This is a genomic window from Lentilactobacillus curieae, from assembly GCF_000785105.2.
Classification (GTDB): domain Bacteria; phylum Bacillota; class Bacilli; order Lactobacillales; family Lactobacillaceae; genus Lentilactobacillus; species Lentilactobacillus curieae.
In genome coordinates this window covers 1,863,023-1,884,844 of record NZ_CP018906.1, presented here as the reverse complement: position 1 = coordinate 1,884,844, position 21,822 = coordinate 1,863,023, and the positions used below count along the sequence as shown (strand labels likewise).

The window sequence follows — 21,822 nt, the reverse complement described above, 5'->3', positions numbered from 1 at the left end:
TTACGAATAAGGTTATATTTTAACGTTTCATAACATCTAGTTGACTAGATTAGACAGTAGTAAATGTAGTATCATAATGAGAGTAATTAAGCGAAAAAGTAGCGGTGAAATCAATGAATAGCAATTCAATATACTCAGTTGTTGATATGGAAACAACTGGAACCGACTCAGCTAATGAAGATCGAATAATTCAATTTAGCTGCTATCAAGTACAAAACAATGAAATTATTAATGAATTTACGACGGACATCAATCCCAATCGGGAAATTTCGTCACGGATTAGCCAATTAACAGGTATCAATCAACAGAGATTAGACTCTGCTAAGCCATTTGATGCTTTAGCTGGAACAATCTATAAATTGTTGCAGGGCACGATATTTGTTGCCCACAACGTTAATTTTGATTACCCATTTTTAAATAGCGAATTTCAGCGAGCTGGATACCCAGAGCTGGAATTGGAAGCTATCGACACGGTAACTTTAAGTCAGCTATTACTACCGACGCTAACTAGTTACCGACTGTCAGATTTAAGTAAGTACTTCAATATTTTCCACAAGCATCCGCATTCAGCTAATGGCGATGCCTACGCAACTTCAAAATTACTGATTGTGTTGTTCAAGCAATTGCAAGAATTACCGGCAATGACACTTTCACAAATTGTCAGGGTGCGGCCAAACTTACCTCTAGACACCTTTGAAGTTTTAAAGCGGATGGACGCAGACAATCGGTCGCAACCAACCGCTAAGCCAATACCTAACTATTTGTACATAGCAAATGGAATAGTGCTTCGAAAAAAAGAATTGTTATCAAATTCTCAAGAAAAGGTCGTTGCCACTTATCCCAAAAACAAGCGTCAAAAGCAGAAGGTCTTGCCTGATAATTTAGAGTCTCGTCCTCAGCAAAATACCATGATGAACATGATTTATAACAATTATTCAGAGGATAACCAAAGTGGTAGCAAGAACCTAATCATTGAAGCTCCCACTGGAGTTGGTAAATCTTTGGGTTATAGCTTACCATTCGCTTATTTAGCGGAGAAAAAGCAAGTCGTTATCAGTACCGCAACAAATTACTTGCAACAACAGTTGCAGGACCAGACAATCCCACTCCTAAATGACGGCTTACCATTTCACACATCGAGCGTTATTTTAAAGGGGAGCTCTCACTATATTGATCTTAGTAAGTTTAAAACTGTTTTATACAGTAGCGATTCGCACCCTCATAATTCGTTTTTGAAGTGTCAGATTTTAGTGTGGTTGACCATGACAAAGACAGGTGACTTGGACGAGTTACATCTGAACGTTGACCAAAACGGGCTTCTTGAATCTATAAACCATCGCAGCACAAAAGAAATAAATTCTGACAACCCGTTTTTTTCAGATGATTTTCTACGGTTCAACATTCAAAACGCTAAGCGGGCAAACTTTATAATCGTTAATCACTCGTATTTACTATCGAATTGGGAAGGATTTTCTAAGCTCAACGAAAAACCTTACTTATGTATTGATGAAACACAGCAATTTTTAGAATCAGTACGTACCGAAAATAAGCAACAAATTCTTCCAGGAATGATTCTAGCCGATTTTGACAGGACATCGATTGGGATTCGCTATGCCCTATCCGCGGAAATCTTCAGCAACAACGAGTCCTTGAGCAGCTCTAAGCAAAAATTAGTGTGGCTTTTAAGTTCAGCAAGAGCAAGTGTCAACGAAACGTTCTCAACTATATTTAAGCAAATCATCTCTAGGGCCAGTTATAAAAAAGCAAACTCCAAGCTTCAGGTAAATGTGAACGCCAAAAACCGTGACCAGTATCTAGATTTATTAACTAACCTCAAGGGTGAAATTGCTCCTAAACTAAAGCAGTTAACTAAGTATGCTAAACGGTTACAATCCGAAGTGAACAACAATAACCAAGCAATGGTTGATTCTGACAAACATGAGTTAAAGTCCTGGTTTCAGCAACTTGAAAAGTTAGAAACCCGTCTGGTTGACTTATTGACGGTGATTGATCTATTCATCAATCACTTCTCAGAACAAGTATTTTGGATTACCGTTGACGACATTACGAATTATGAAACCTTAAGTTTCAACTGCGCAATTTTTGAAACAGCTAACTATTTGAAGAAGACAATCTACAATAACTTTGAAAAGCCAACTTTTACCGGAGCGACAATTTTTTCTTCAAAAAAATCAAAGTTTATCTTTGACAACTTGGGACTACAAAGAAACGACGTTATTTCTAGACGACTAAAGAGTGACTTTGCTGCCAGTGACAAAGCAAGAATTTACATGGTAAATAGTTTTGAACCAGACTCAGAAGTAGGTACAGAAAAGTACTACCACTTCTTAAGTGAATCAATTCAGCGAATATTCAGAAACTCCCCTCGACAAACAATGGTGTTGTTCAATTCACTGGATGCAATTCGACAGACATACCACTTTATGGCTGAAGATGGCTTTACTGAAACTAGAATGGTATTAGCGCAAGGAGTCAACGGAACTGCTAATAAAATTAGCCGGGCGTTTGGACAACAGGAACCAGCAATTTTATTAGGAACGGGAACCTTCTGGTCTGGTGTTGACTTTCCCGGGGACCTATTGGAAAACCTGATAATTGCTCAGTTACCGTTTGACGTGCCAACGGATCCGTACAACAGTGCACTATATCAACGAGCCAGGATGAATAAACAAAATCCGTTTTACTCGATTAGTTTGCCAAACGCGACCCTGAAAATGCGTCAAGGAATCGGTCGGCTTTTACGAACTAAGGATGATATCGGAACGGTTTTTATCCTTGATCCCAGAGCGGTAACGAAACACTACGGGTCGATTATGATGGCCAACATTGATAGCAACATTCCGATTGAATCAGGTAGCTTAGATGAATCAATTGTTAATATGCTAAGTTTTTATGAAAAGCATTAGTAACCCGGTTTCACGATTAATTATTTGCTATACTTAAGGATAGTTAAAACGATGGGAGTCATGATATGCAACGCCAAAGAAGAATTAAAAAATCAAATCGAAAGTTCTGGATTGGGTTGATCTTATTTCTGCTGATTGTACTGTTTAGTGTTTTTATCGTCTTTCACCAAGCTGAAAAGCCGATGGTTACAGCTAAATCCGAGGCTCTTCAAATTGCACAAAAATATGCAGGCATAAAAAATGTAAACGGGTTTTACAATTCGAACCTAGGAAAAACTTACTACTCAGTTTCTGGCAATGATAAGCGTGGGAAGGCGATTTACGTAGTTATCGCTAAAAAGGGTGGTAAGGTAACGATTATCGACCAAAAATCTGGACTTACGGCAGACCAAATCAAGCAATCGATTGAAAATACTAAAAAGCCCAAAAAAATTAATGGGATTGCAATTACCTTAAAGAAGTCTAAACCCTATTGGGTGGTTAGTTACGTTAATAAATCGGGTAAGCTATGTTTTGCTACCACTGACTTTAAAACTGGTAAAATCAAAAAATTAATTGCAAACATTTAAGGAGTCTTAAAGCAAATGAAATTTTCAAAACGCGCATTAGCCGTAAAACCATCAGCAACCGTTAAAGTATCTAATCTTGCCAAACAAATGAAGGCTGATGGGATTGACGTCATCAACCTTGGAATTGGTGAACCTGATTTTGAGACCCCTGATTTTATTGATCAAGCAGCAATTGAAGCAATTAAATCTGGTAAAACCAGTTTTTATACTCCAGCAAGTGGAATCTATGAATTAAAAGAAGCGGTATCTCAACGCATCAAAGAAGACTTTGATGTTTTTTATAGTCCTGACAACATTAGCATTACCAACGGGGCAAAAATGGCTCTATATGTGCTAATGCAGGCGTTAGTTAATGAGAACGACGAAGTTTTAATTCCGCAACCGGGTTGGGTAAGTTACGAACAACAAATTGTTTTAGCATCGGCTAAACCAGTTATGGTTAAAACTAATGGTGAGTTTAAAGTGACAATTGACTCACTAAATGCGGTTACCACTAAAAATACTCGTGTGCTCGTGATCAATTCACCTCAGAATCCGACAGGAACTATTTATACCAAGGATGAGCTCACAGAAATTGGTAATTGGGCAATTATGCACAATGTGTTGATCATTGCTGACGATATTTATAGCAGCCTAGTTTATAACGGCAATCAGTATACATCTTTAATTCAATTAGATGACAACATAGTTGCCCAAACAATTCTGGTTAGCGGACTATCTAAAGCCTATTCAATGACTGGCTGGAGGGTAGGTTATGTTGCAGGTGCTCCTGAGATAATTTCAAAGGTCAACGCAATATTATCTCATTCTACCGGTAATCCAGCAGCTGTTAGCCAATATGCAGGAATTGCTGCGTTGACTGGAGATCAATCAGTTGTTGAAGAAATGAGGTTAGCATTTGAGGACCGTTTGAACAAGGTGTTCCCATTGCTGGCAGAGGTGCCCGGATTTAAATTACAAACAAAACCTCAAGGTGCATTTTACCTATTCCCAAATGTTGAAGAAGCAGTTAGAATCGCTGGTTTAAGCAATTCTGGTGAATTAGTTGAGGAATTACTCCAAAAAGCTCACGTGGCTGTTGTTGACGGTGCAGCATTTGGAATGCCAGGATATCTTAGGTTGAGTTATGCTGCTAGTCTTGATAATCTTATTGATGCAGTGACACGAATTAAGAATTACATGCTCAGTGTTAATAAATAATTTGGAGGATCAATTGTGAAAGAAATTAATATGATCGACGCACCAAAATACGTTGATGAGAGAGTGAAAATTGGTGCTTGGTTAACTAATAAACGGTCAAGTGGGAAGATTGCTTTCTTGCAGTTACGAGATGGCACAGCATTTTTCCAAGGAGTCGTTGTCAAAAATAACGTTGCTGAAGAAACCTTCGAGCTTGCTAAAGAGCTTCGCCAAGAAACAAGTATGTGGGTAACTGGAGTTGTTCACGAAGATTCACGTTCAAAGTTTGGCTATGAACTTGAAGTCGAAGATATTGAAGTGGTTTCTGAGTCAAATGATTATCCAATTACTCCAAAAGAACATGGAATCGATTTTTTGATGGATCACCGTCACTTATGGCTAAGGTCAAGTAGACCACATGCAATTATGAGAATCAGAAACGAAATAATTCGGGCTACCTATGAATTTTTCAATAAAGAAGGCTTTACTAAGGTAGATTCACCAATTTTAACGGGAAGTGCGCCGGAAGGGACAACAGACTTGTTCCACACTGAATACTTTGACCGTGATGCTTACTTGTCACAAAGTGGCCAACTGTATGCTGAAGCAGGGGCGATGGCCTTCGGAAAAGTGTTCACATTTGGACCAACATTTAGAGCTGAAAAATCTAAAACTCGCCGTCATTTAATTGAATTTTGGATGATTGAACCAGAGATGGCATTCATGCATCAAGACGAAAGTTTGGAAATTCAAGAACAATACATTGCTTTTCTAGTTCAAAATGTAATTGATAACTGTGCCACAGATTTAGAGACACTTGATCGTGACGTAGAACAACTCAAAAAGTACACTAAGCTACCATATCCTCGAATTAGCTATGATGAAGCGATCGAGCTTCTGCAAAAAAATGATTTTGATGTTCAATGGGGGGCTGACTTTGGCTCACCAGAGGAAACATTCTTGGCTGACCATTTTGAGCAACCAGTGTTCGTTCTGAACTATCCAAAGGCAATCAAGCCATTCTACATGAAGCCACACCCAACTCGTGATGATGTAGTTATCTGTGCTGATTTATTGGCTCCTGAAGGATACGGCGAGATTATTGGCGGCTCAGAACGGGCAGTTGATTATGATTATTTACTTGACCAGATAAAGAAGGCTGGTCTTGATCCAAAAGAATATTCATGGTACCTAGATTTGAGGAAGTATGGTAGTGTTCCTCATGCCGGATTTGGTTTGGGATTAGAACGGGCTATCACCTGGATCACTGGTGAAGACCATGTTCGTGAAGCGATTCCATTCCCAAGATTGTTAAACCGAATTTACCCATAAAAGAAAAATACAGAAATCAGGGGGGATTTTTTTGGCAGATAACTCGTTGAAAAACATTTTTCAAGGATCTACAAGTATCAATAATTTGTTGTTACAACATTACCCCCAGATTGGGTTGTCGAATGATGAGTTACTAATTTATTTGCTAATTAAGCATGATCAAGAATTAGTAATTCCAATGCCAAACATTCAAACATTAGTATCTATGACAGGTTTTTCGAAGGATAAAATTTTCGAATTGTTTCACCGCCTAATCGAGCATAAGAATGCAACCATCACACGAGTCACTGGTCCAAACGGACAGGTGGATGCCTATGACTTTTCACCAATGTATGAAAAACTACTGGATTTGGTTCAAAATCAGTCTACAGATGATGTGCAAGAAAAGGACACACCGGCTTCAGCAAACGTTAATATAGATCGTTCAGAAGTGTTTAATAACATCGAACAGGAATTTGGGAGAACCTTGTCTCCAATTGAAATGGAAACCATTAGTGGCTGGTTAGACATTGACCACTACTCTTCAGAAATAATTTCGTTAGCTCTGCGCGAAGCTGTCTTAAATCAGGTCTACAACTTAAAATATATGGACCGGATCATGTTAAATTGGGATAAGCTCAATCTCCATTCAGCTGCCCAGATTCAAGCATATACCGCCAAACGAGAGGGTAGTTCTGGTGGTCACAATTCAGACGACGACCACTATTCGGGACCAGAAATTCCATTCATTAATTTCAAATAGTCAAAAAAACAGGATTCAATGAATTAATCATTGAATCCTGTTTTTTAGTTGAATTATTCAGAAGCATCTGCACCTGAATTGTCAGATCCTGTACTATTATTCCCCGTAGTAGCTCCTGTATTGCTGTTGGTAGATCCACTATTTCCAGTGTCTCCTCCAGTTGTTGTACTATTACCACTATTGTTGGAATTGCCACCTGTGTCTGAAGTTCCACCAGAGTTTGTAGTCCCTTGGTTGGATGAAGTGGTGCCACCTGTATCTGTATCATCACCATCGCCGCCACCAGTACCGCTACCAGAATTGCCACCACCACTAGTTCCGCTACCAGAGCCACCAGTTGGCTGCTGGGTGGAAGTTCCGGATTGAGTAGAACCGCTAGTTGATCCTGAGGTAGTACCTGAGGTAGTTGTACCTTCTTCAGATCTAGGAGAGGTTACTGTTCCATTGACAGTATCTGAACTTGAACTGCTATCAACGGTGAAACCGCTCGTAGTCTGATTTGAACTGTTATCAGTTTGGGCATTTGGATAGCCAGCAACGTAATAATTGTTGCCACCGTTCGAAGCAACGTCCGCTGGTTTAACCCAGTCAGTATTAGGTTTATCTTGTGATACATAGCTCATAACGTTCTTATAAATTTGTTGAGCAATTGTCGTTTGTGATTGGGTAATGTACGAATTTGCTTTAAATTGATGATCATACCCAGTCCAAATTGCTAAGGAGTAGTTTTTAGTGTAACCAGAGAACCATGAATCCATCGAAGAATCAGAAGGGACTTGGTTGATGTAATCACTTGGGTATTGAGTTGTACCAGTTTTACCGGCTTCATATAAACCAGATGTTTTGGCTGCTGTACCAGAGCCATCTTCAGAATCCATGACACCTTTAAGCATATCGGTAATCATGAATGCAGTATAAGGAGACATTGCTCGCTTACCCTTTGATTTATAATTCTTAGTTTCGCCATTTGCTTGAACAATCTTTTTGATCAAATATGGCTTGTGGTAAATGCCTCCATTTGCAAATGCGGCATACGATGCAGCAAGCTGTTCTGAAGAAATGTATAACCCAATTCCGTTTTGAAGTTCAAGTTCCTTATCAAATGGCATTCCCAAATTTTTTAAGAATTTTTGAGCTCTAGGAACCCCAACGTTTTCTAGGGTTCTCAATGCGGGAATGTTTCGAGATTCAACCAAAGCTTTACGCATCGTAATTGTGCCTTGATATTTATTATCAAAGTCCATTACCTGTTTGTTTGTGCCCGGATAGACGTAAGGAGTATCCTTTACGGGCTGATAAGTAGGGTATTTAAGGTACTGAATTGCGGGACCGTAATCCATAATTGGCTTTGCGGTAGAACCTGAGGATCGACCCGTTTGCATAGCCCGATTCAACCCAAATGCTACCTTAGTTTTTCTGGATCCCTGCATTGCAACAACTTTACCATTTTTTGAGTTAACCATCGTTGCTCCGACTTGGAAACGATCGCTTGGGTAAGCGATTGAAGGATCACTATTAGAAGTCTTATACAGTTTCTTTTGTGCGCTTAAATCAAGGTTAGTATAAACTTTCAAACCACTGTTAGGTTTGAATCCACGTTTGTTTAATTCAATCAATGTTTGCTTTAGATAAGCATCAACGTACTTATTTAATCGTTCACTACTTGTTGTTTTAGTGTGAGTTTTTGCTAAACCTGACTTAACGCTAGTATTTTTGGCTTTTTGGCCCTGAGAGCTTGTAATTGCCTTGTTTTTGACCATTGCATCAATTACTTCATTACGTCTTTGAGTAGCATACTTAGGGTACTTATATGGATTATACAGGGTAGGTGATTGAGGCATCCCAGCTAGCATTGCAAATTGTGGCAATGTCAACTTAGTAAGTGTCTTGTTATAGTAATATTCTGCGGCTGTTTGCATGCCATAAACACCATTACCCATATAAACCTTGTTAATGTAAAATTCTAAGATTTTTGACTTAGAATATTTATTTTCAACTTGAATTGCTAGCCAAGCTTCTTGGGCTTTTCTTTTAAAAGTTTGGTCCGATGCAGCGGTTGAGAATACGGACAGCTTTACTAGTTGTTGAGTTAAAGTACTTCCACCTTGAAGTCCAAGGGAAGATCCCGTGACATTTGCAATTGCAGCTCCCATAATTCTAATTGGATCCACCCCATGGTGTTTGTAAAAACGGCGGTCTTCAATTGATACAACTGCATTCTTTAAAGTATCAGGAATTTTATTGGACTTCACGTAGTCCCGGTTTTGGCTACCCAATCTGGAAATAACTTGGTTCTTAGAATCATAGATCTTCGTTGAGTTATCACTTGATAGAGCTTCCCCCGTAATTTTTGGTGCTGTAGCCGCATAGTATGTAAATAGACCGGCCCCTAAAATAAATAAAATCACAAAAGCCCAAATGGCTATCTTTATGATTCTTCTAAATAATGATTTTCTCTTTTTTGGGCGCTGTGAGCTCCTAGTTGGCTCCTCGCGCTGCGGATTATTCTGTGACATAAGTCTCTCCTTACTAAAAAAGTTACTCCATTAACGAATCTACAGCCTCGAGATAAGGTATAAGTGGGTTGATTCTGTACTGAACTTTATAGCCCAACTTTTCAATCGTTTCTCGAGAAATTGATTTTCTCCCCCCAGAGACTTGCAAATCCCAAAAATGGATTAAATCGGATGCTTTTAAAACAAAGATGGTCTGATCAAAAACAAATTTAATAATAGCAAAGCATATTCCATCTTGTTTAAGGCACATCCTCATGTGCTCAATTTGGTGTTCATGGAAGTTTTTTAATGGGAATGATGTTTTATTTTGAGTCTCCTTTGCGTCAAAGTCAATATATTTTCCCCGGTAAACTCCATTATAATCGGTAGTCGATGCCCGCCGAAAGTAAGCTTCCTTAATCCTTGCGGCACTTCTTTTAGGATAGTCTACCGAAACAATTTGAATTGGGGTAGGTTTTTTATGGATTACCGCAATATTATTACGTAAGTAATATTGGTTGCTCTTATTTAACTCGGCTTCTAACGTCATCCCCCGATTTGAGAAGTCCACAGAACGCTGACTTGATTGACGCTTATCAAAATTTTCGTCATCATTAAATGTTTTCCCATTTGGATATTTGATTGTCATACTTAAGCATCCTCCTCGGTAACACACTTAATTGTACTTCACATTTGTAAATTTTGGGCACCGTTAATGATATTATAACAATAGTAAAAAATATTTTAAATAATAATAGGTATGGGTGGTAACTTGAGTAGGCTTTGGGTAACTGGATATCGGAGTTATGAGCTTGGAATATTCGACAATCATGATAAAAAACGCGACGTAATCAACTATGTTCTCCGTAAGGAAATTACTGCAGAAATTGAGAATGGTGTCGACTGGATAATTACTGGTGGACAAATGGGTATTGAACAGTGGACTATCGAAGCTGCTAATTCATTGAAGTCTGAATACCCAGATGAATTCCAAGTGTCGATGATGGTGCCGTTTGCTGAATTCTCTGGCCATTGGAATGAAAATAATCAAGCTATCTATAATCAAATAAAATCGCAAGTTGATTTTTTCGCATCAACCAGTAACCAGCCATATAATTCTCCTCAACAATTAAGAAATTACCAAGAATTCATGATTAATCACACAGATAGTGCATTATTAGTCTATGATTTAGACAATCCTGGAAAAACGCAGTACGATTATAATGTAATAAAAAAATATGCAGACAAGCACCCATATCCATACAGATTGATTACCTTTGATGATCTTCAAAGCGCCGCAGAGGAATACTTTGAAAGTTTAAATAATGGTTTTCAAGATGAATGAAATATGGTATTCTATTATTTGGCTTGTTGCAAAGTATTGATGAGGTGTACCGACAAATGGAAAACATTAATTTTACTCCAAAGGACATTTTACAAAAAACATTCCGTCAGAAGATGAGGGGTTATGATCCTGACGACGTTGATACCTTTTTAGACAACGTTATTAAGGACTACGAAACTTTTTCAAAAGCAAACTCTGATTTAACTGACCAGAATGAAAAGCTTCGGGTTCAGGTCGACGAACTAAACAAGCAAATTGCTGTTTCGTCTAACCAAACTAGCGGCCCTACTGGTGCTAGCCAAGTAACTAGGCCAGCCGCAACCCAAGCAATGTCTAGTGCAACAAACATGGACATTTTAAAACGGCTTTCAAATCTTGAAAGAAGAGTTTTTGGTTCACAACTTGATAATGGTACAAACGAGTCTCATAGACTCTAATACATGATGGTGTAGATTTTGAGTAATCGCGGCTGCCCTTGAGGCAGCTGAGGAAAGTCCATGCTCGCACAGGCTGCAATGCCTGTAGTGTTCGTGCTCGGTGAAAAAATAAGCCGGGGGACTCTAACGAGTTACGGCGGATTTAAGGCTAAGGCTTCGGCTATGCCGGCGATCCTTAAGGTGCCACAGAGACGAGTACCTAGGGAAACCTAGGTGTTGGAACGCGGTAAACCCCTCGAGCGGGAAACCCAAACTTTTGGTAGGGGAGCTTCACACACGGAAAACAAACCAAGTGTGGGGGGAAAACATTCATTTGTTTTCGAGATAGATGATTACTACCTGATATCCCTTTCCTGGGGGATAGGCAGGCACAAAACATGGCTTACAGGAATCTACACCATTCAGGAATTTGTGGGAGCTTGCTCCCACTTTTTTATTACCTAAAAATATAAAAAAAAGAATTGAGATATACAATATGAAATTCAATTTAATCGCTACTTGTGCTGCAGGAGTTGAATCGCTTGTGGCTAATGAATTAAAAGATTTGGGTTACTCAGTCCAAACTGAAAACGGCCGGGTACGTTTTTCTGGAGAAGAAAGGGATATCGTAAGAACTAACCTCTGGTTGCGGGTAGCTGACCGCGTCAAGATTATCGTCGACGAGTTTGATGCCAAGTCATTTACAGAATTATTTGATCAAACGACATCAATTCCCTGGGAACAATATTTACCAATGGATGCGGCATTTCCAGTGGAAGGCAAGTCTCAGAAGTCGACGCTTCACAGTGTGCCTGACGTGCAAGCAATTGTAAAAAAAGCCATTGTTAATTCATTATCAAACGTTTACCACCGTCACACCAGATTACCTGAAACAGGGTCAAAGTACCCTCTGGAAGTTGCAATTAATAAGGACCACGTAATTCTCACTTTGGACACTACCGGTTCATCGTTGTTTAAACGGGGATACAGAGTTGAAAAGGGAAATGCTCCATTGAAGGAAAACCTAGCTGCGGCATTGATCCTGCTTACAAATTGGCACAAAGATATGCCATTTTGGGATCCGTTCTGTGGTTCAGGGACAATTCCTATTGAAGCAACAATGATTGCCCGTAATCTAGCTCCTGGATTTAACCGCGAATTTGCATTTGAACAGTTTGGATTTATCGACAATGAGTTGATTGAGGACGAACGAGACAGGGCAGATGGCCTTGCAGATTATGATAGCCCATTAGAAATTCATGCATCTGATATTGATGGTTCCATGATTGATATCGCTAAAACTAACGCCCGAGAGGTTGGCTTAACCCAAGACATTCAATTCAAACAGGTTGCTGTTGCTGATTTTAAGACTGATTTACACGATGGAGTGATGATTGGCAATCCCCCATATGGTGAACGAATGAGCGAACAGGAACAGGTTCATCAACTTTACCGCCAAATGGGGCAGGCTTTCGGCCCATTAACAGACTGGTCAAAATACTTTATTACTTCAGATCTAGAATTCGAAAAGTATTATGGTCAAAAGGCTACCAAGAAGCGAAAACTTTACAACGGTGCCTTGAGAACAGATTACTTCCAATTCTGGGCTGAGAGAAAACCAAGACATTAGTGGAGGATAACATGAGGACAGTTGGAATTATCGGTGGTGGAATCATTGGCGCCACTGCTGCCTTTTATTTAACTAAACAGCCTGATTTACAGGTCACCTTATTTGATTCCGGCCGCGGTCAAGCCACAAAGGCAGCGTCTGGAATTATTTCTCCATGGTTATCGAAACGTAGAAATAAGCGCTGGTACAGCTTAGCTCAATCTGGAGCTGAATTTTACGAACAATTGGTGCACGATGCAGATTTAGATAAAAGCGTATACGAGCAGACCGGTACGATTGTTACCCGAAAAGATGCCCAAGCCGTCGATGAGTTATATGATTTAGCGAAATCACGAGCTAAAACAACTTCAGCAATTGGAGAGGTTAGAAAGGTATCTGCCGCGGAAATCACTGACCTTATGCCCATTGTGAGCTGTGATGAATCTGGCATTTATGTATCAGGTGGTGCAAAAATTAACGGTGAAGGTTTGGTTGAAAAACTTCTTTTCCATGCTAAAAACAACGGCCTAAAATTAGTTAATGAACAAGTAAGCTTGGTTAATGAAAATACAGTACGAACTAAGTCTGATCAATTTGTATTCTCAAACTTGGTACTAAGTCCAGGGGCTTTTCTTAAGCAGTTACTAGAACCGCTTAATTATCATGTCGATATTCGCCCTCAAAAGGGCCAGTTAGTTGATATGCGAATTTCAAATCAGGTAACTGACGAAATGCCAGTGATGATGCCTGAATCAGAAAATGATATCATTCCATTTAAAGACGGAATCGTAACCATTGGGGCGACTCATGAAAACGACGAAGGCTTTGATCTAACTCCCACTAATACTGAAATTAATAATTTACTAAATAGTGGTACTAAGTTTGTTACTGAATTGAAGAGTGCTGAACGTTTAGGAGTCAGAATTGGAACTAGAGGTTATACATCAGACTTTGCACCATTCTTTGGTGAACTGACTGCTAACATGTATGTTGCCGGTGGTTTAGGTTCATCAGGCTTAACAACGGGGCCGATTATTGGAAAATTAATTTCTGATTGGATTAGTTCTCAAACCCCACCAGCTGATCTCGATTTACTCACTAAACCAGTATCAAACTATATTTACTCTAAATGATGGAGAGCCTGTAATGCTAAGTTATGGGCTCCTTTATTATCTTTGTCAGGTATCCACTCAGTAATTACGGTTCCTAACTGTGATTGCAAGGCTACTAAGCGATCTACATATTCTTGGTAATGCTTTGCGTACTGCTTGTGTACCGCATCCGCAACAATCTTACTATCAGTATAAAAAAATACCAATTCACCATCCACATTAGGCAGAATTTTTTGGTGGCCCAAAATGGCCGCTTCAAACTCAGCAGCGTGATTATCCGTAATTTTTAGTGGCTCTGTCAGTTGTTTTTGCTGTGAATTTCGAACAATTAGCAATCCAGCAGCGCTTTTTTTCGATTTTTGGTTTACGGCAGCGTCAGTATATAGTTTAATCATAGTATGGTGTCACTTTCTAAGGAGTTTTAAAGTTATGATAACGCAAAAAAGACGATTTTTATATCAGCCCAGTCCACTTAGTAGCATTATTTGTTGGAGTTGGACTTTAGTAGTGTTCTTCATTGGGGTAATTATTTGGCTAGAAATCACTCATTTTCAATGGATCACGTTATTTTTCTTCGCAATGTTTGCATTTATTTGCTGGGCGGAGATTCATTTTCGCAAGATTCAGATCGAAGATGGAGTGTTAAGTGTTGGTCGAATTATCAACCCTCGTTGGCTAGTCACTGACGTAAGTGAAATTTCCAATGTAAAAACTGCTAAGTATCAGTTAGGGTTTGTTGCCAAAGGAAAGATTTATAGCTTTATTTTGCCCCAAAATTCGGTGATTGAGATCAAAACACTGATAGAAAGTGAACAGAAAAATCATTAGGAGGAATTCAGTTGAAAAGTGATGTTGAGATTTCCCAAGCTGTTGAATTAAGTCCCATTAATGAGGTTGCTGAAAAAATTGGAATTGATGATGCCAATTTAGAACAATATGGACATTACAAAGCAAAAGTTTCCTTGTCAGATGTTGATAAAAATCAAGGAAAACTCGTTTTAGTAACGTCAATCAACCCGACTGCTGCCGGTGAGGGGAAAACTACCTTGACTGTTGGGTTGGGCGATGCCCTTAATGAACTTGGCAAAAATGCGGTTCTTGCACTTAGAGAGCCTTCTTTGGGACCAGTTATGGGAATGAAGGGTGGTGCCACAGGTGGTGGCTACTCTCAAGTTGTCCCAATGGAAGACATCAACCTTCACTTTACCGGTGATTTTCACGCTTTAACTGAAGCTCATAATACTTTAGCGGCGCTTATTGACAATCACATCCATCATGGCAATGAGCTCAACATTGACCCTCGACAAATCGAGTGGAAACGAGTACTTGACGTAAATGATCGGGAACTTCGACAGACTGTGATTGGACTTGGTGGACGCACCTCTGGTGTTCCTCGCCAAGATGGCTTTGATATTACTGTAGCCAGTGAACTAATGGCAATCCTCTGTTTATCGACAGATTTAACTGATCTGAAAGACCGAATTTCAAACATTTTAATTGGTTATACGTATGACCGCAAACCCGTTTATGTAAAAGATTTAAAGGTCCAGGGTGCTTTAGCATTGCTATTAAAGGATGCTATCAAGCCAAATCTAGTGCAAACAATCGAGCACACACCAGCTTTTATTCACGGTGGTCCATTTGCCAACATTGCTCATGGATGTAACAGTATTTTAGCAACCAAAGCTGCAATGCATTATGGAGACATTGCACTGACTGAAGCAGGCTTTGGCTCAGACTTAGGTGCAGAAAAGTTCATGGATATCGTTACTCCAAAGCTTGGTAAAAATCCCGACTGTGTTGTGGTTGTTGCTACAATAAGAGCATTAAAGTTAAATGGTGGTCAAAACAAAAAGGAATTAGCTACGGAAGACTTGCACGCATTGGAAACAGGGGCGGTTAACCTCTTCAGACACGTCAAGTCAATGCGTAACTTCCAAGTTCCTGTCTTAGTCACTATCAATAAATTTGGGACTGATACCGAGAATGAAGTTACCTTATTAACCAAATTAATCAAAGACAATTTAAATTTACCAACTTACGTTTCTGAAAACTTTGAAAAGGGTGGCAAAGGAGCAATTGATTTGGCTAAGGGAGTAATTGATGCGGTTGAACAACCAAACAATTTTACCCCGGTTTACGATTCTGATGATGATATTGAAACCAAGATGCAAAAAATTGTCACTAAAGTTTATGGCGGTGCAAACGTCGAACTTTCAAGCAAAGCTAAAACCCAACTAAAAAAGATTAAGAAGCTTGGCTACGACAAACTACCTGTTTGTATGGCAAAGACTCAGTACTCATTTACTGATAATCCTAAAGAATTAGGAGCACCAGTTGACTTCACGATTCATGTTTCTGAATTGGAAATTCGTTCAGGGGCTGGATTCATAGTTGCCTTAACCGGTAAAATTTTAACTATGCCTGGCTTGCCATCACATCCAGCTGCACTAAATATGGATATCGATGATCAAGGAAAAATAACTGGGCTATTCTAGAAAGGAATAACATGCCATTTGTCTATATTTTGCTGAGTGCTTTACTGATTTGTATTGATCAACTGGTAAAGCATCTCGTAGTTGCTAATTTACATTTAGGCCAAGTCAATCCAGTAATTGACGGGCTTTTGTCCATAACCAGATTGAACAACACTGGAGCAGCATGGAGTATGTTGTCTGGGCAACAGTGGTTATTCGTGGTCATTGCCTTAGTTGCTGCGCTGGCCATTATTTACTACATGTTCAAGTTCCGGGGACATTTTTTGTATCAGTTTAGTCTGTCACTTCTTTTGGCGGGCGCACTTGGAAACGTGATTGACAGAATCTTTCAGGGGCACGTTGTCGATATGTTCCAATTGGATTTTATAAACTTTCCAATTTTTAACTGTGCAGATATGTTTTTAACGTTCGGAATTTTAATTCTGGCAATTACAATAATAAAGGATTAACAAATGAAAGAATTACACGTAACAGATGAATCTGGACGAATTGATAAGGTCATTTCTGAGATTGATCAAAGCATCTCGCGTTCCCGAGCTAAGAAACTCACGGATGAGGGTAATGTAACGGTCAACGGCGAAGTGGTGAAGCCTAAGTATAAGGTTAGTTCTGGTGACACCATCGTGATTCAAAATGAAGAACCGCGAGAAATTGATTTGACCCCTGAAGAGATGAGTTTAGATATTGTCTATGAAGATGACGATGTGATTGTTGTCAATAAGCCTTCAGGAATGGTAGTTCATCCAGCGGCTGGTCATGAGAGTCACACATTAGTAAACGGTCTGCTGGCTCATAGTCCACTCTCAACCATTAATGGTGAATTTAGGCCTGGAATCGTTCACAGAATTGACAAGGACACGTCTGGTTTATTGATGGTTGCCAAGAATGACAATGCTCACACTGAGCTGTCTAAACAGCTAAAGGAGAAGAAAAATCTTCGTAAATATGTCGCATTAGTTTACGGGGTCATTGACGAAGATTCTGGGTCAATCAACGCCCCAATTGGTCGTTCAAAAACTGACCGCAAAAAACAGGCGATTGTGAGCGACGGCCGAGATGCCATTACCCATTTTTCTGTAATTAAGCGGTTTGAAAACTTCACATTAGTAGAATGCAGATTAGAAACGGGCCGAACTCACCAGATTCGCGTTCATTTCAAGTACATTGGCCATTCTCTGGTGGGTGACCCTTTGTACGGCCCTAAAAAGGTTTACGGTAATAACGGTCAATTTTTACACGCTCAAGAGTTAGGGTTTGAGCACCCTAAAACTGGTGAACTAATGATTTTTTCATCACCGTTACCAGAGTACTTTAAAAATCAATTAGCCAAGTTGGCTCCGACTGAGATCTAACTTGACAATAGCATTTATCACAAATATTCTGAATCTAGAACTATTTCTTTTAAGGAGCAAATAAAATGGGGAAAACAATCTTAGACAAAATGGCAATGCAGCGGGCACTTACCCGGATTACTTATGAAATCGTTGAACGCAACAAAGGGGTAGACGATTTAGTCCTTGTGGGAATTAAAACCCGGGGGATTTTCTTAGCAACCAGAATTGCTAATCGCCTACAACAACTAGAAAATGTAACGATCCCAGTTGGTGAATTAGATATCACCAACTACCGTGACGACATTGAGCATGACTCAATGAGTGCTGACGTTAGAATTGCAAATAATGGCGTGGACTTTTCAGTTGAAAATAAACGGGTGATCCTTGTGGATGATGTATTGTATACTGGCCGAACTGTCAGAGCAGCCCTTAGTGCGGTAATGGATCTTGGTAGACCCAAGTCAATAAATCTTGCGGTTTTAGTTGACCGTGGCCACAGAGAATTGCCGATCAGAGCAGATTTTGTTGGCAAAAACATCCCCAGTTCACAAAAAGAAAAGATTCGTGTCTTGGTTGAAGAAATCGACGACAGGGACGCAGTCGAAATCACTAAATAATTTTTTCGTAAATGGGGCGTGGATATGACAGACAGGTATTTAATTCTTGAAGACGGCACTTCTTATCGTGGGAAGGCATTTGGTGCTGCTTCAACAACTACCGGAGAAATTGTAGTTAACTCCACGATGAATGGTTACCAAGAAATAATTTCTAACCAAATTTATCACAACCAAATTATTGTATTCACTCAACCATCAATTGGAAACACTGGTTTGGCACAAAATGCTTATGAATCAGTGCTTCCAACGGCCAAGGGAGTGATTGTTCGTGAGTATGAAAACTTAGCCACCGACCAATTTAAGCGAATTTCATTGGATCGGTATTTAAAGTTACACAGAATTCCTGGCATTTATGATTTGGACACTAGGGAACTTGTCCATCACTTACATCGAGCTGGTAACATGAAGGCCAGCATCGTTGACGTTGATGATGAACACGCCTTTGATCAACTTCATGCGACTGTTTTGACTAATCAACAGGTATCTCAAGTGGCTACTTCGCGGCCATATGCTAATCCTGGAGATGGGGACAACGTAATTGTTGTCGATTTTGGGCTTAAAAGTGGGATTTTACGTGAGCTATCCAAACGTAACTGTAACATCACTGTTGTTCCATCAAGTTTCTCAAGTGAAATGATTTTGGATCTTGATCCAGATGGTGTTGTTCTATCAACAGGTCCAGGTAATCCGGAAAGTTTGGCTGATGGCGTACTTGACATGATTCAGGAGGTCCAGCAATCAGTACCCTTGTTTGCAATTGGCCTTGGTCATGAATTGTTTGCGATGGCAAACGGCGCCAAAATTGAAAAAATGCCGATTGAACATCATGGTAGCAACCATCCAATAAGAGAAATAATTACTAACGAAATTTTTTATTCAGGTCAAGAGCAGGGATACGCTGTTGATCCAAAGTCAATCGACCATGATAACCTTTACATCACACACCTTGATTTGATTAATGGTACCATTCAAGGATTACGTCACCGAGACTATCCAGCCTTTTCAGTGCAATTTTCTCCAGATGGTGCTCCTGGGCCAAAAGATAGTGCAGACTTATTTGATGACTTCATGGAATTCATGGCCAGAAGAAGGGAAAACAATGCCTTTAGATATTAAAAAAATTCTGATTATCGGAAGCGGCCCTACGAACGTTGGTATCGAAAATGAATTTGATGCCTCTAGTTTCGAGCGGTTAGCTGCTCTCAGAAAAACGGGTGCTAAGGTTTTGTTGATAGACAATAACCCTTTTTCAGTGACTGCTGAAGAAATTCAGCCAGCAGATGTATTCGTTTCTGAAATTAATTTTAAAAATGTTGTTAACGTAATTGAAAAGGAACATCCAGATGCTATCCTACCGACGATTGGTGGACTTAAAGCATTACAAATTGCGTGGCAATTATTCGAAAGTGGCGTATTGGAAGACAATAACATCACGTTAGTGGGTGTTCGCGATGCCAACCTAGCGAAGATAGTTGAAAATGTTGAACTAAAACGGACTTTGACTGACATCAATGAACGAACTATCGAATCGGTAATTGTTGCTAACGAAGATGAGGCAATGGACTTTGTTAGAAAAGTTGATTTCCCAGTGATTGTTAAGCCAATTTCCACAAATCATGATACCAGTAGATTTATTTGCAACAATTCAGAGGAACTGGATGAAGCGTTGGAGGTAAGTTTTAAGCGAACATACATAAAGCGTTGTTCGATTGAGCAAAGTATTGTTGGCTATAAGGAAATTGAGATGGTCGGAATCCGAGATAACCAGGGAAACAAGATGCTAATTTCCGGATTAGAAGATATGGATCCAATTGGTATTCACTCTGGCGATTCAATCATTTTTGCACCAACACAAACATTGTTGAATGAGGAGTATCAGAAATTAAGAACTGCCACATTTAAGATTATGGACGCTCTTAACATTACTGGAACTTGTCACGTTCAATTTGCCCAGCACCGGATGGAAAACAGCCATTTTGTTACGAAAGTTAGCCCTTACTTTACAAGGAACACAGCTCTTGCTGCGAAGGTGACGGGATACCCAATCTCTTATGTTTCAACATTCTTAGAATTGGGTTACTCTCTAACCGAAATTAAGCTTCCTGGTCGATACAACAAGTTCATGGGAATAATGGAACCAACAACCGATCACATCGTGGTTAGAGTCCCAATATGGCCCTTTGAGGATATTGAGGACGTTGACCAACATTTGAATACAATTATGAAATCAGTTGGATCGACAATTGGAGTTGGGAGAACTGTTGAGGAGGCAATCATTAAAGCTCTCCACAGTTCGCAATTGTCTCCTCGTGATGTTTTACCGAGTGTTTCAAAAGTTAACGATGATGAATTGATCAACCAATTAATCCATCCACTTGCAAGTCGGATGCTGATTTTGATGGAAGCCTTACGACGTGGATTTTCAATTGATGAATTGTCCGAACTAACAAAGATTGATAAATTTTATTTCTACAAATTGAATCAATTATTGAAGGCCCAAGACTATGTAAGCAATCACCCATTATCGGAACAATCGATTGAAATTGGCCATAAGTACGGATTTGGTGACGGAATGCTTGCAGAACTTTGGAACGTTAGTATTTCAACCATTTTAAGAATGAACCGAAACGTTAGCCATAAAGTAACGTTTAAAGAGGTTGAACCAACCGGCGGGGAACTAGTTGAAAATACCAACATTTTTTATTCGAGTTACGAAACTGAAAATGAAAGTCATCCCTTCGTTGACGAAAAAGTTGCATTAGTTATTGGTCGAGGTGGTAACCAGTTAGGTCCAAACACCGGATCAGACTACTACACCTCACAAATCCTGATTCAATTACGGAAGTCAGGCTACAAAACGATTATTATGAACACTAACCCTAATGCCGTTTCGCTAACTCCAAGTATTAGCGATAAACAATACATTGAGCCAATTCAACTGGGGAATATATTAAATATTATTGAGCTTGAAAAGCCAGACATTATTTTTCTGCCCGGAAATCGTCACTTTTTGTCCAACCAACTAAAAAAGTTTGAGGATTTAAATGTAGTCGTTTTACCGCCAGATCAAAAGAATTCACTATTCAATGACACAATTGCTTCAGATGCGGTTGATTTATTTATTGATGGTGATCAGGTCATGCCAATTACTACGGTTAGCTTTTCAAATCCCCAAGGAAAAAACCAGCTGAAATTCTTAACGCAATTGCAAATTCCAATGACTAATTGGAAACAAGATTCTGCTGATTTGGTTAACTTAGCAATCAACGAAGTTAATCCCAATGACTGGCAGGGGTTGGTTCAAGTTCTTTTCAATAAGGCAGATAATAAGTTTAATTTAATCGGAATTCGACCAATTACTATTACTGAAACCACTTTCCTAAGCAAAGTTACCGGAATTGACTGGATCTCAGTTTTGGTCAGAAAACATCTTGGTGTAGTTAGCACTTCGTTTATTCAAGATGAACTCCATTCCTTCACTCATAAGCGGTTTGCGTACCTTAATGCGGTATTCCCATTTGAAGCGTTACAATCGCGACTGACAGACGGAACTATCGCTCAAGAATCAGGTGCCCGAATCAGTTATAAAAACTTTGAGAATAGAAATGACTAAAAAATCCCGCCTCACAATTTAGAGGCAGGATTTT

Annotated in this window: 19 protein-coding genes and 1 other RNA gene; 17 read left to right on the top strand and 3 right to left on the bottom strand. The window is 39.5% G+C overall.

What is annotated here, in order from left to right:
• Positions 1-113: 113 nt before the first annotated feature.
• The 5 genes from PL11_RS09155 to PL11_RS09135 all read left to right on the top strand — a co-directional run bounded on the left by PL11_RS09155 (position 114) and on the right by PL11_RS09135 (position 6,749).
• Positions 114-2,927 (top strand): helicase C-terminal domain-containing protein, encoded by a 2,814-nt coding sequence (locus tag PL11_RS09155; RefSeq protein ID WP_035167145.1) that lies wholly within the window; start codon positions 114-116, stop codon positions 2,925-2,927.
• 65 nt (positions 2,928-2,992) lie between these two features.
• Positions 2,993-3,496 carry a cell wall elongation regulator TseB-like domain-containing protein gene (locus PL11_RS09150; protein ID WP_035167146.1) on the top strand — a complete coding sequence of 168 codons (504 nt, stop codon included), beginning with the start codon at positions 2,993-2,995 and terminating at the stop codon, positions 3,494-3,496.
• A gap of 15 nt (positions 3,497-3,511) precedes the next feature.
• Positions 3,512-4,696 carry a pyridoxal phosphate-dependent aminotransferase gene (locus PL11_RS09145; protein WP_035167147.1) on the top strand — a complete coding sequence of 395 codons (1,185 nt, stop codon included), beginning with the start codon at positions 3,512-3,514 and terminating at the stop codon, positions 4,694-4,696.
• 15 nt (positions 4,697-4,711) lie between these two features.
• Entirely contained in the window at positions 4,712-6,007 is a 1,296-nt protein-coding gene (gene asnS, locus PL11_RS09140) for an asparagine--tRNA ligase (RefSeq protein ID WP_035167148.1), read from the top strand.
• 31 nt (positions 6,008-6,038) lie between these two features.
• Complete coding sequence (locus PL11_RS09135) at positions 6,039-6,749, top strand: DnaD domain-containing protein (RefSeq protein ID WP_191982064.1); 711 nt, start codon at positions 6,039-6,041, stop codon at positions 6,747-6,749.
• A 53-nt stretch (positions 6,750-6,802) separates the two neighbouring features.
• Here PL11_RS09135 and PL11_RS09130 read toward each other — a convergent pair whose 3' ends face one another.
• Complete coding sequence (locus tag PL11_RS09130) at positions 6,803-9,265, bottom strand: PBP1A family penicillin-binding protein (protein WP_078256958.1); 2,463 nt, start codon at positions 9,263-9,265, stop codon at positions 6,803-6,805.
• Between the two features lie 22 nt (positions 9,266-9,287).
• On the bottom strand, positions 9,288-9,893 hold the full coding sequence (recU, locus tag PL11_RS09125; protein ID WP_035167149.1) for a Holliday junction resolvase RecU: 606 nt from the start codon (positions 9,891-9,893) through the stop codon (positions 9,288-9,290).
• A 123-nt stretch (positions 9,894-10,016) separates the two neighbouring features.
• Here recU and PL11_RS09120 point away from each other — a divergent pair, with 123 nt between their 5' ends.
• The 5 genes from PL11_RS09120 (at position 10,017) to PL11_RS09100 (ending at position 13,747) form a co-directional block, all read left to right on the top strand.
• Entirely contained in the window at positions 10,017-10,589 is a 573-nt protein-coding gene (locus PL11_RS09120) for an SLOG family protein (RefSeq protein WP_191982063.1), read from the top strand.
• Between the two features lie 56 nt (positions 10,590-10,645).
• Positions 10,646-11,026 carry a cell division regulator GpsB gene (gene gpsB, locus PL11_RS09115; protein WP_035167674.1) on the top strand — a complete coding sequence of 127 codons (381 nt, stop codon included), beginning with the start codon at positions 10,646-10,648 and terminating at the stop codon, positions 11,024-11,026.
• Between the two features lie 14 nt (positions 11,027-11,040).
• Positions 11,041-11,416: RNase P RNA component class B (gene rnpB / locus PL11_RS09110), an RNA gene on the top strand.
• Positions 11,417-11,501: 85 nt separating this feature from the next.
• On the top strand, positions 11,502-12,635 hold the full coding sequence (locus PL11_RS09105) for a THUMP domain-containing class I SAM-dependent RNA methyltransferase (RefSeq protein WP_035167151.1): 1,134 nt from the start codon (positions 11,502-11,504) through the stop codon (positions 12,633-12,635).
• Between the two features lie 11 nt (positions 12,636-12,646).
• Positions 12,647-13,747 carry an NAD(P)/FAD-dependent oxidoreductase gene (locus PL11_RS09100; RefSeq protein ID WP_035167153.1) on the top strand — a complete coding sequence of 367 codons (1,101 nt, stop codon included), beginning with the start codon at positions 12,647-12,649 and terminating at the stop codon, positions 13,745-13,747.
• Here PL11_RS09100 and PL11_RS09095 read toward each other — a convergent pair.
• The gene (locus PL11_RS09095; RefSeq protein ID WP_035167155.1) at positions 13,735-14,121 is read right to left on the bottom strand and encodes a ribonuclease HI family protein; all 387 of its coding nucleotides are present in this window, start codon (positions 14,119-14,121) and stop codon (positions 13,735-13,737) included. The two genes, PL11_RS09100 and PL11_RS09095, sit on opposite strands and share 13 nt — an antisense overlap.
• A gap of 34 nt (positions 14,122-14,155) precedes the next feature.
• Between PL11_RS09095 and PL11_RS09090 the strand changes: the two genes are divergently transcribed.
• The 7 genes from PL11_RS09090 (at position 14,156) to PL11_RS09060 (ending at position 21,788) form a co-directional block, all read left to right on the top strand.
• Positions 14,156-14,554, top strand: a complete 399-nt coding sequence (locus PL11_RS09090) for an EbsA family protein (RefSeq protein ID WP_035167156.1) — start codon at positions 14,156-14,158, stop codon at positions 14,552-14,554.
• 11 nt (positions 14,555-14,565) lie between these two features.
• Positions 14,566-16,224: a formate--tetrahydrofolate ligase gene (locus PL11_RS09085; protein WP_035167157.1), complete on the top strand. Its 1,659-nt coding sequence runs from the start codon at positions 14,566-14,568 to the stop codon at positions 16,222-16,224.
• An 11-nt stretch (positions 16,225-16,235) separates the two neighbouring features.
• Positions 16,236-16,673 (top strand): signal peptidase II, encoded by a 438-nt coding sequence (gene lspA, locus PL11_RS09080; protein WP_035167158.1) that lies wholly within the window; start codon positions 16,236-16,238, stop codon positions 16,671-16,673.
• A gap of 3 nt (positions 16,674-16,676) precedes the next feature.
• Positions 16,677-17,576: an RluA family pseudouridine synthase gene (locus tag PL11_RS09075; protein ID WP_035167159.1), complete on the top strand. Its 900-nt coding sequence runs from the start codon at positions 16,677-16,679 to the stop codon at positions 17,574-17,576.
• 65 nt (positions 17,577-17,641) lie between these two features.
• Positions 17,642-18,175: a bifunctional pyr operon transcriptional regulator/uracil phosphoribosyltransferase PyrR gene (gene pyrR / locus PL11_RS09070; RefSeq protein ID WP_035167161.1), complete on the top strand. Its 534-nt coding sequence runs from the start codon at positions 17,642-17,644 to the stop codon at positions 18,173-18,175.
• Between the two features lie 24 nt (positions 18,176-18,199).
• A complete protein-coding gene (locus tag PL11_RS09065) occupies positions 18,200-19,291 on the top strand; it encodes a carbamoyl phosphate synthase small subunit (protein ID WP_035167162.1) in 1,092 nt (363 codons plus the stop codon).
• On the top strand, positions 19,275-21,788 hold the full coding sequence (locus tag PL11_RS09060; protein ID WP_035167163.1) for a carbamoyl phosphate synthase preATP-grasp domain-containing protein: 2,514 nt from the start codon (positions 19,275-19,277) through the stop codon (positions 21,786-21,788). The genes PL11_RS09065 and PL11_RS09060 overlap by 17 nt, the downstream gene beginning before the upstream one ends.
• The last annotated feature ends 34 nt before the right edge of the window (positions 21,789-21,822 follow it).

Coding starts and splice junctions, on each gene's coding strand:
- PL11_RS09155 (WP_035167145.1), top strand. CDS start 114: ATGAATAGCAATTCAATATACTCAGTTGTTGATATGGAAACAACTGGA.
- PL11_RS09150 (WP_035167146.1), top strand. CDS start 2,993: ATGCAACGCCAAAGAAGAATTAAAAAATCAAATCGAAAGTTCTGGATT.
- PL11_RS09145 (WP_035167147.1), top strand. CDS start 3,512: ATGAAATTTTCAAAACGCGCATTAGCCGTAAAACCATCAGCAACCGTT.
- PL11_RS09130 (WP_078256958.1), bottom strand. CDS start 9,265: ATGTCACAGAATAATCCGCAGCGCGAGGAGCCAACTAGGAGCTCACAG.
- recU (WP_035167149.1), bottom strand. CDS start 9,893: ATGACAATCAAATATCCAAATGGGAAAACATTTAATGATGACGAAAAT.
- gpsB (WP_035167674.1), top strand. CDS start 10,646: ATGGAAAACATTAATTTTACTCCAAAGGACATTTTACAAAAAACATTC.
- PL11_RS09105 (WP_035167151.1), top strand. CDS start 11,502: ATGAAATTCAATTTAATCGCTACTTGTGCTGCAGGAGTTGAATCGCTT.
- PL11_RS09100 (WP_035167153.1), top strand. CDS start 12,647: ATGAGGACAGTTGGAATTATCGGTGGTGGAATCATTGGCGCCACTGCT.
- PL11_RS09095 (WP_035167155.1), bottom strand. CDS start 14,121: ATGATTAAACTATATACTGACGCTGCCGTAAACCAAAAATCGAAAAAA.
- PL11_RS09090 (WP_035167156.1), top strand. CDS start 14,156: ATGATAACGCAAAAAAGACGATTTTTATATCAGCCCAGTCCACTTAGT.
- lspA (WP_035167158.1), top strand. CDS start 16,236: ATGCCATTTGTCTATATTTTGCTGAGTGCTTTACTGATTTGTATTGAT.
- PL11_RS09075 (WP_035167159.1), top strand. CDS start 16,677: ATGAAAGAATTACACGTAACAGATGAATCTGGACGAATTGATAAGGTC.
- pyrR (WP_035167161.1), top strand. CDS start 17,642: ATGGGGAAAACAATCTTAGACAAAATGGCAATGCAGCGGGCACTTACC.
- PL11_RS09065 (WP_035167162.1), top strand. CDS start 18,200: ATGACAGACAGGTATTTAATTCTTGAAGACGGCACTTCTTATCGTGGG.
- PL11_RS09060 (WP_035167163.1), top strand. CDS start 19,275: ATGCCTTTAGATATTAAAAAAATTCTGATTATCGGAAGCGGCCCTACG.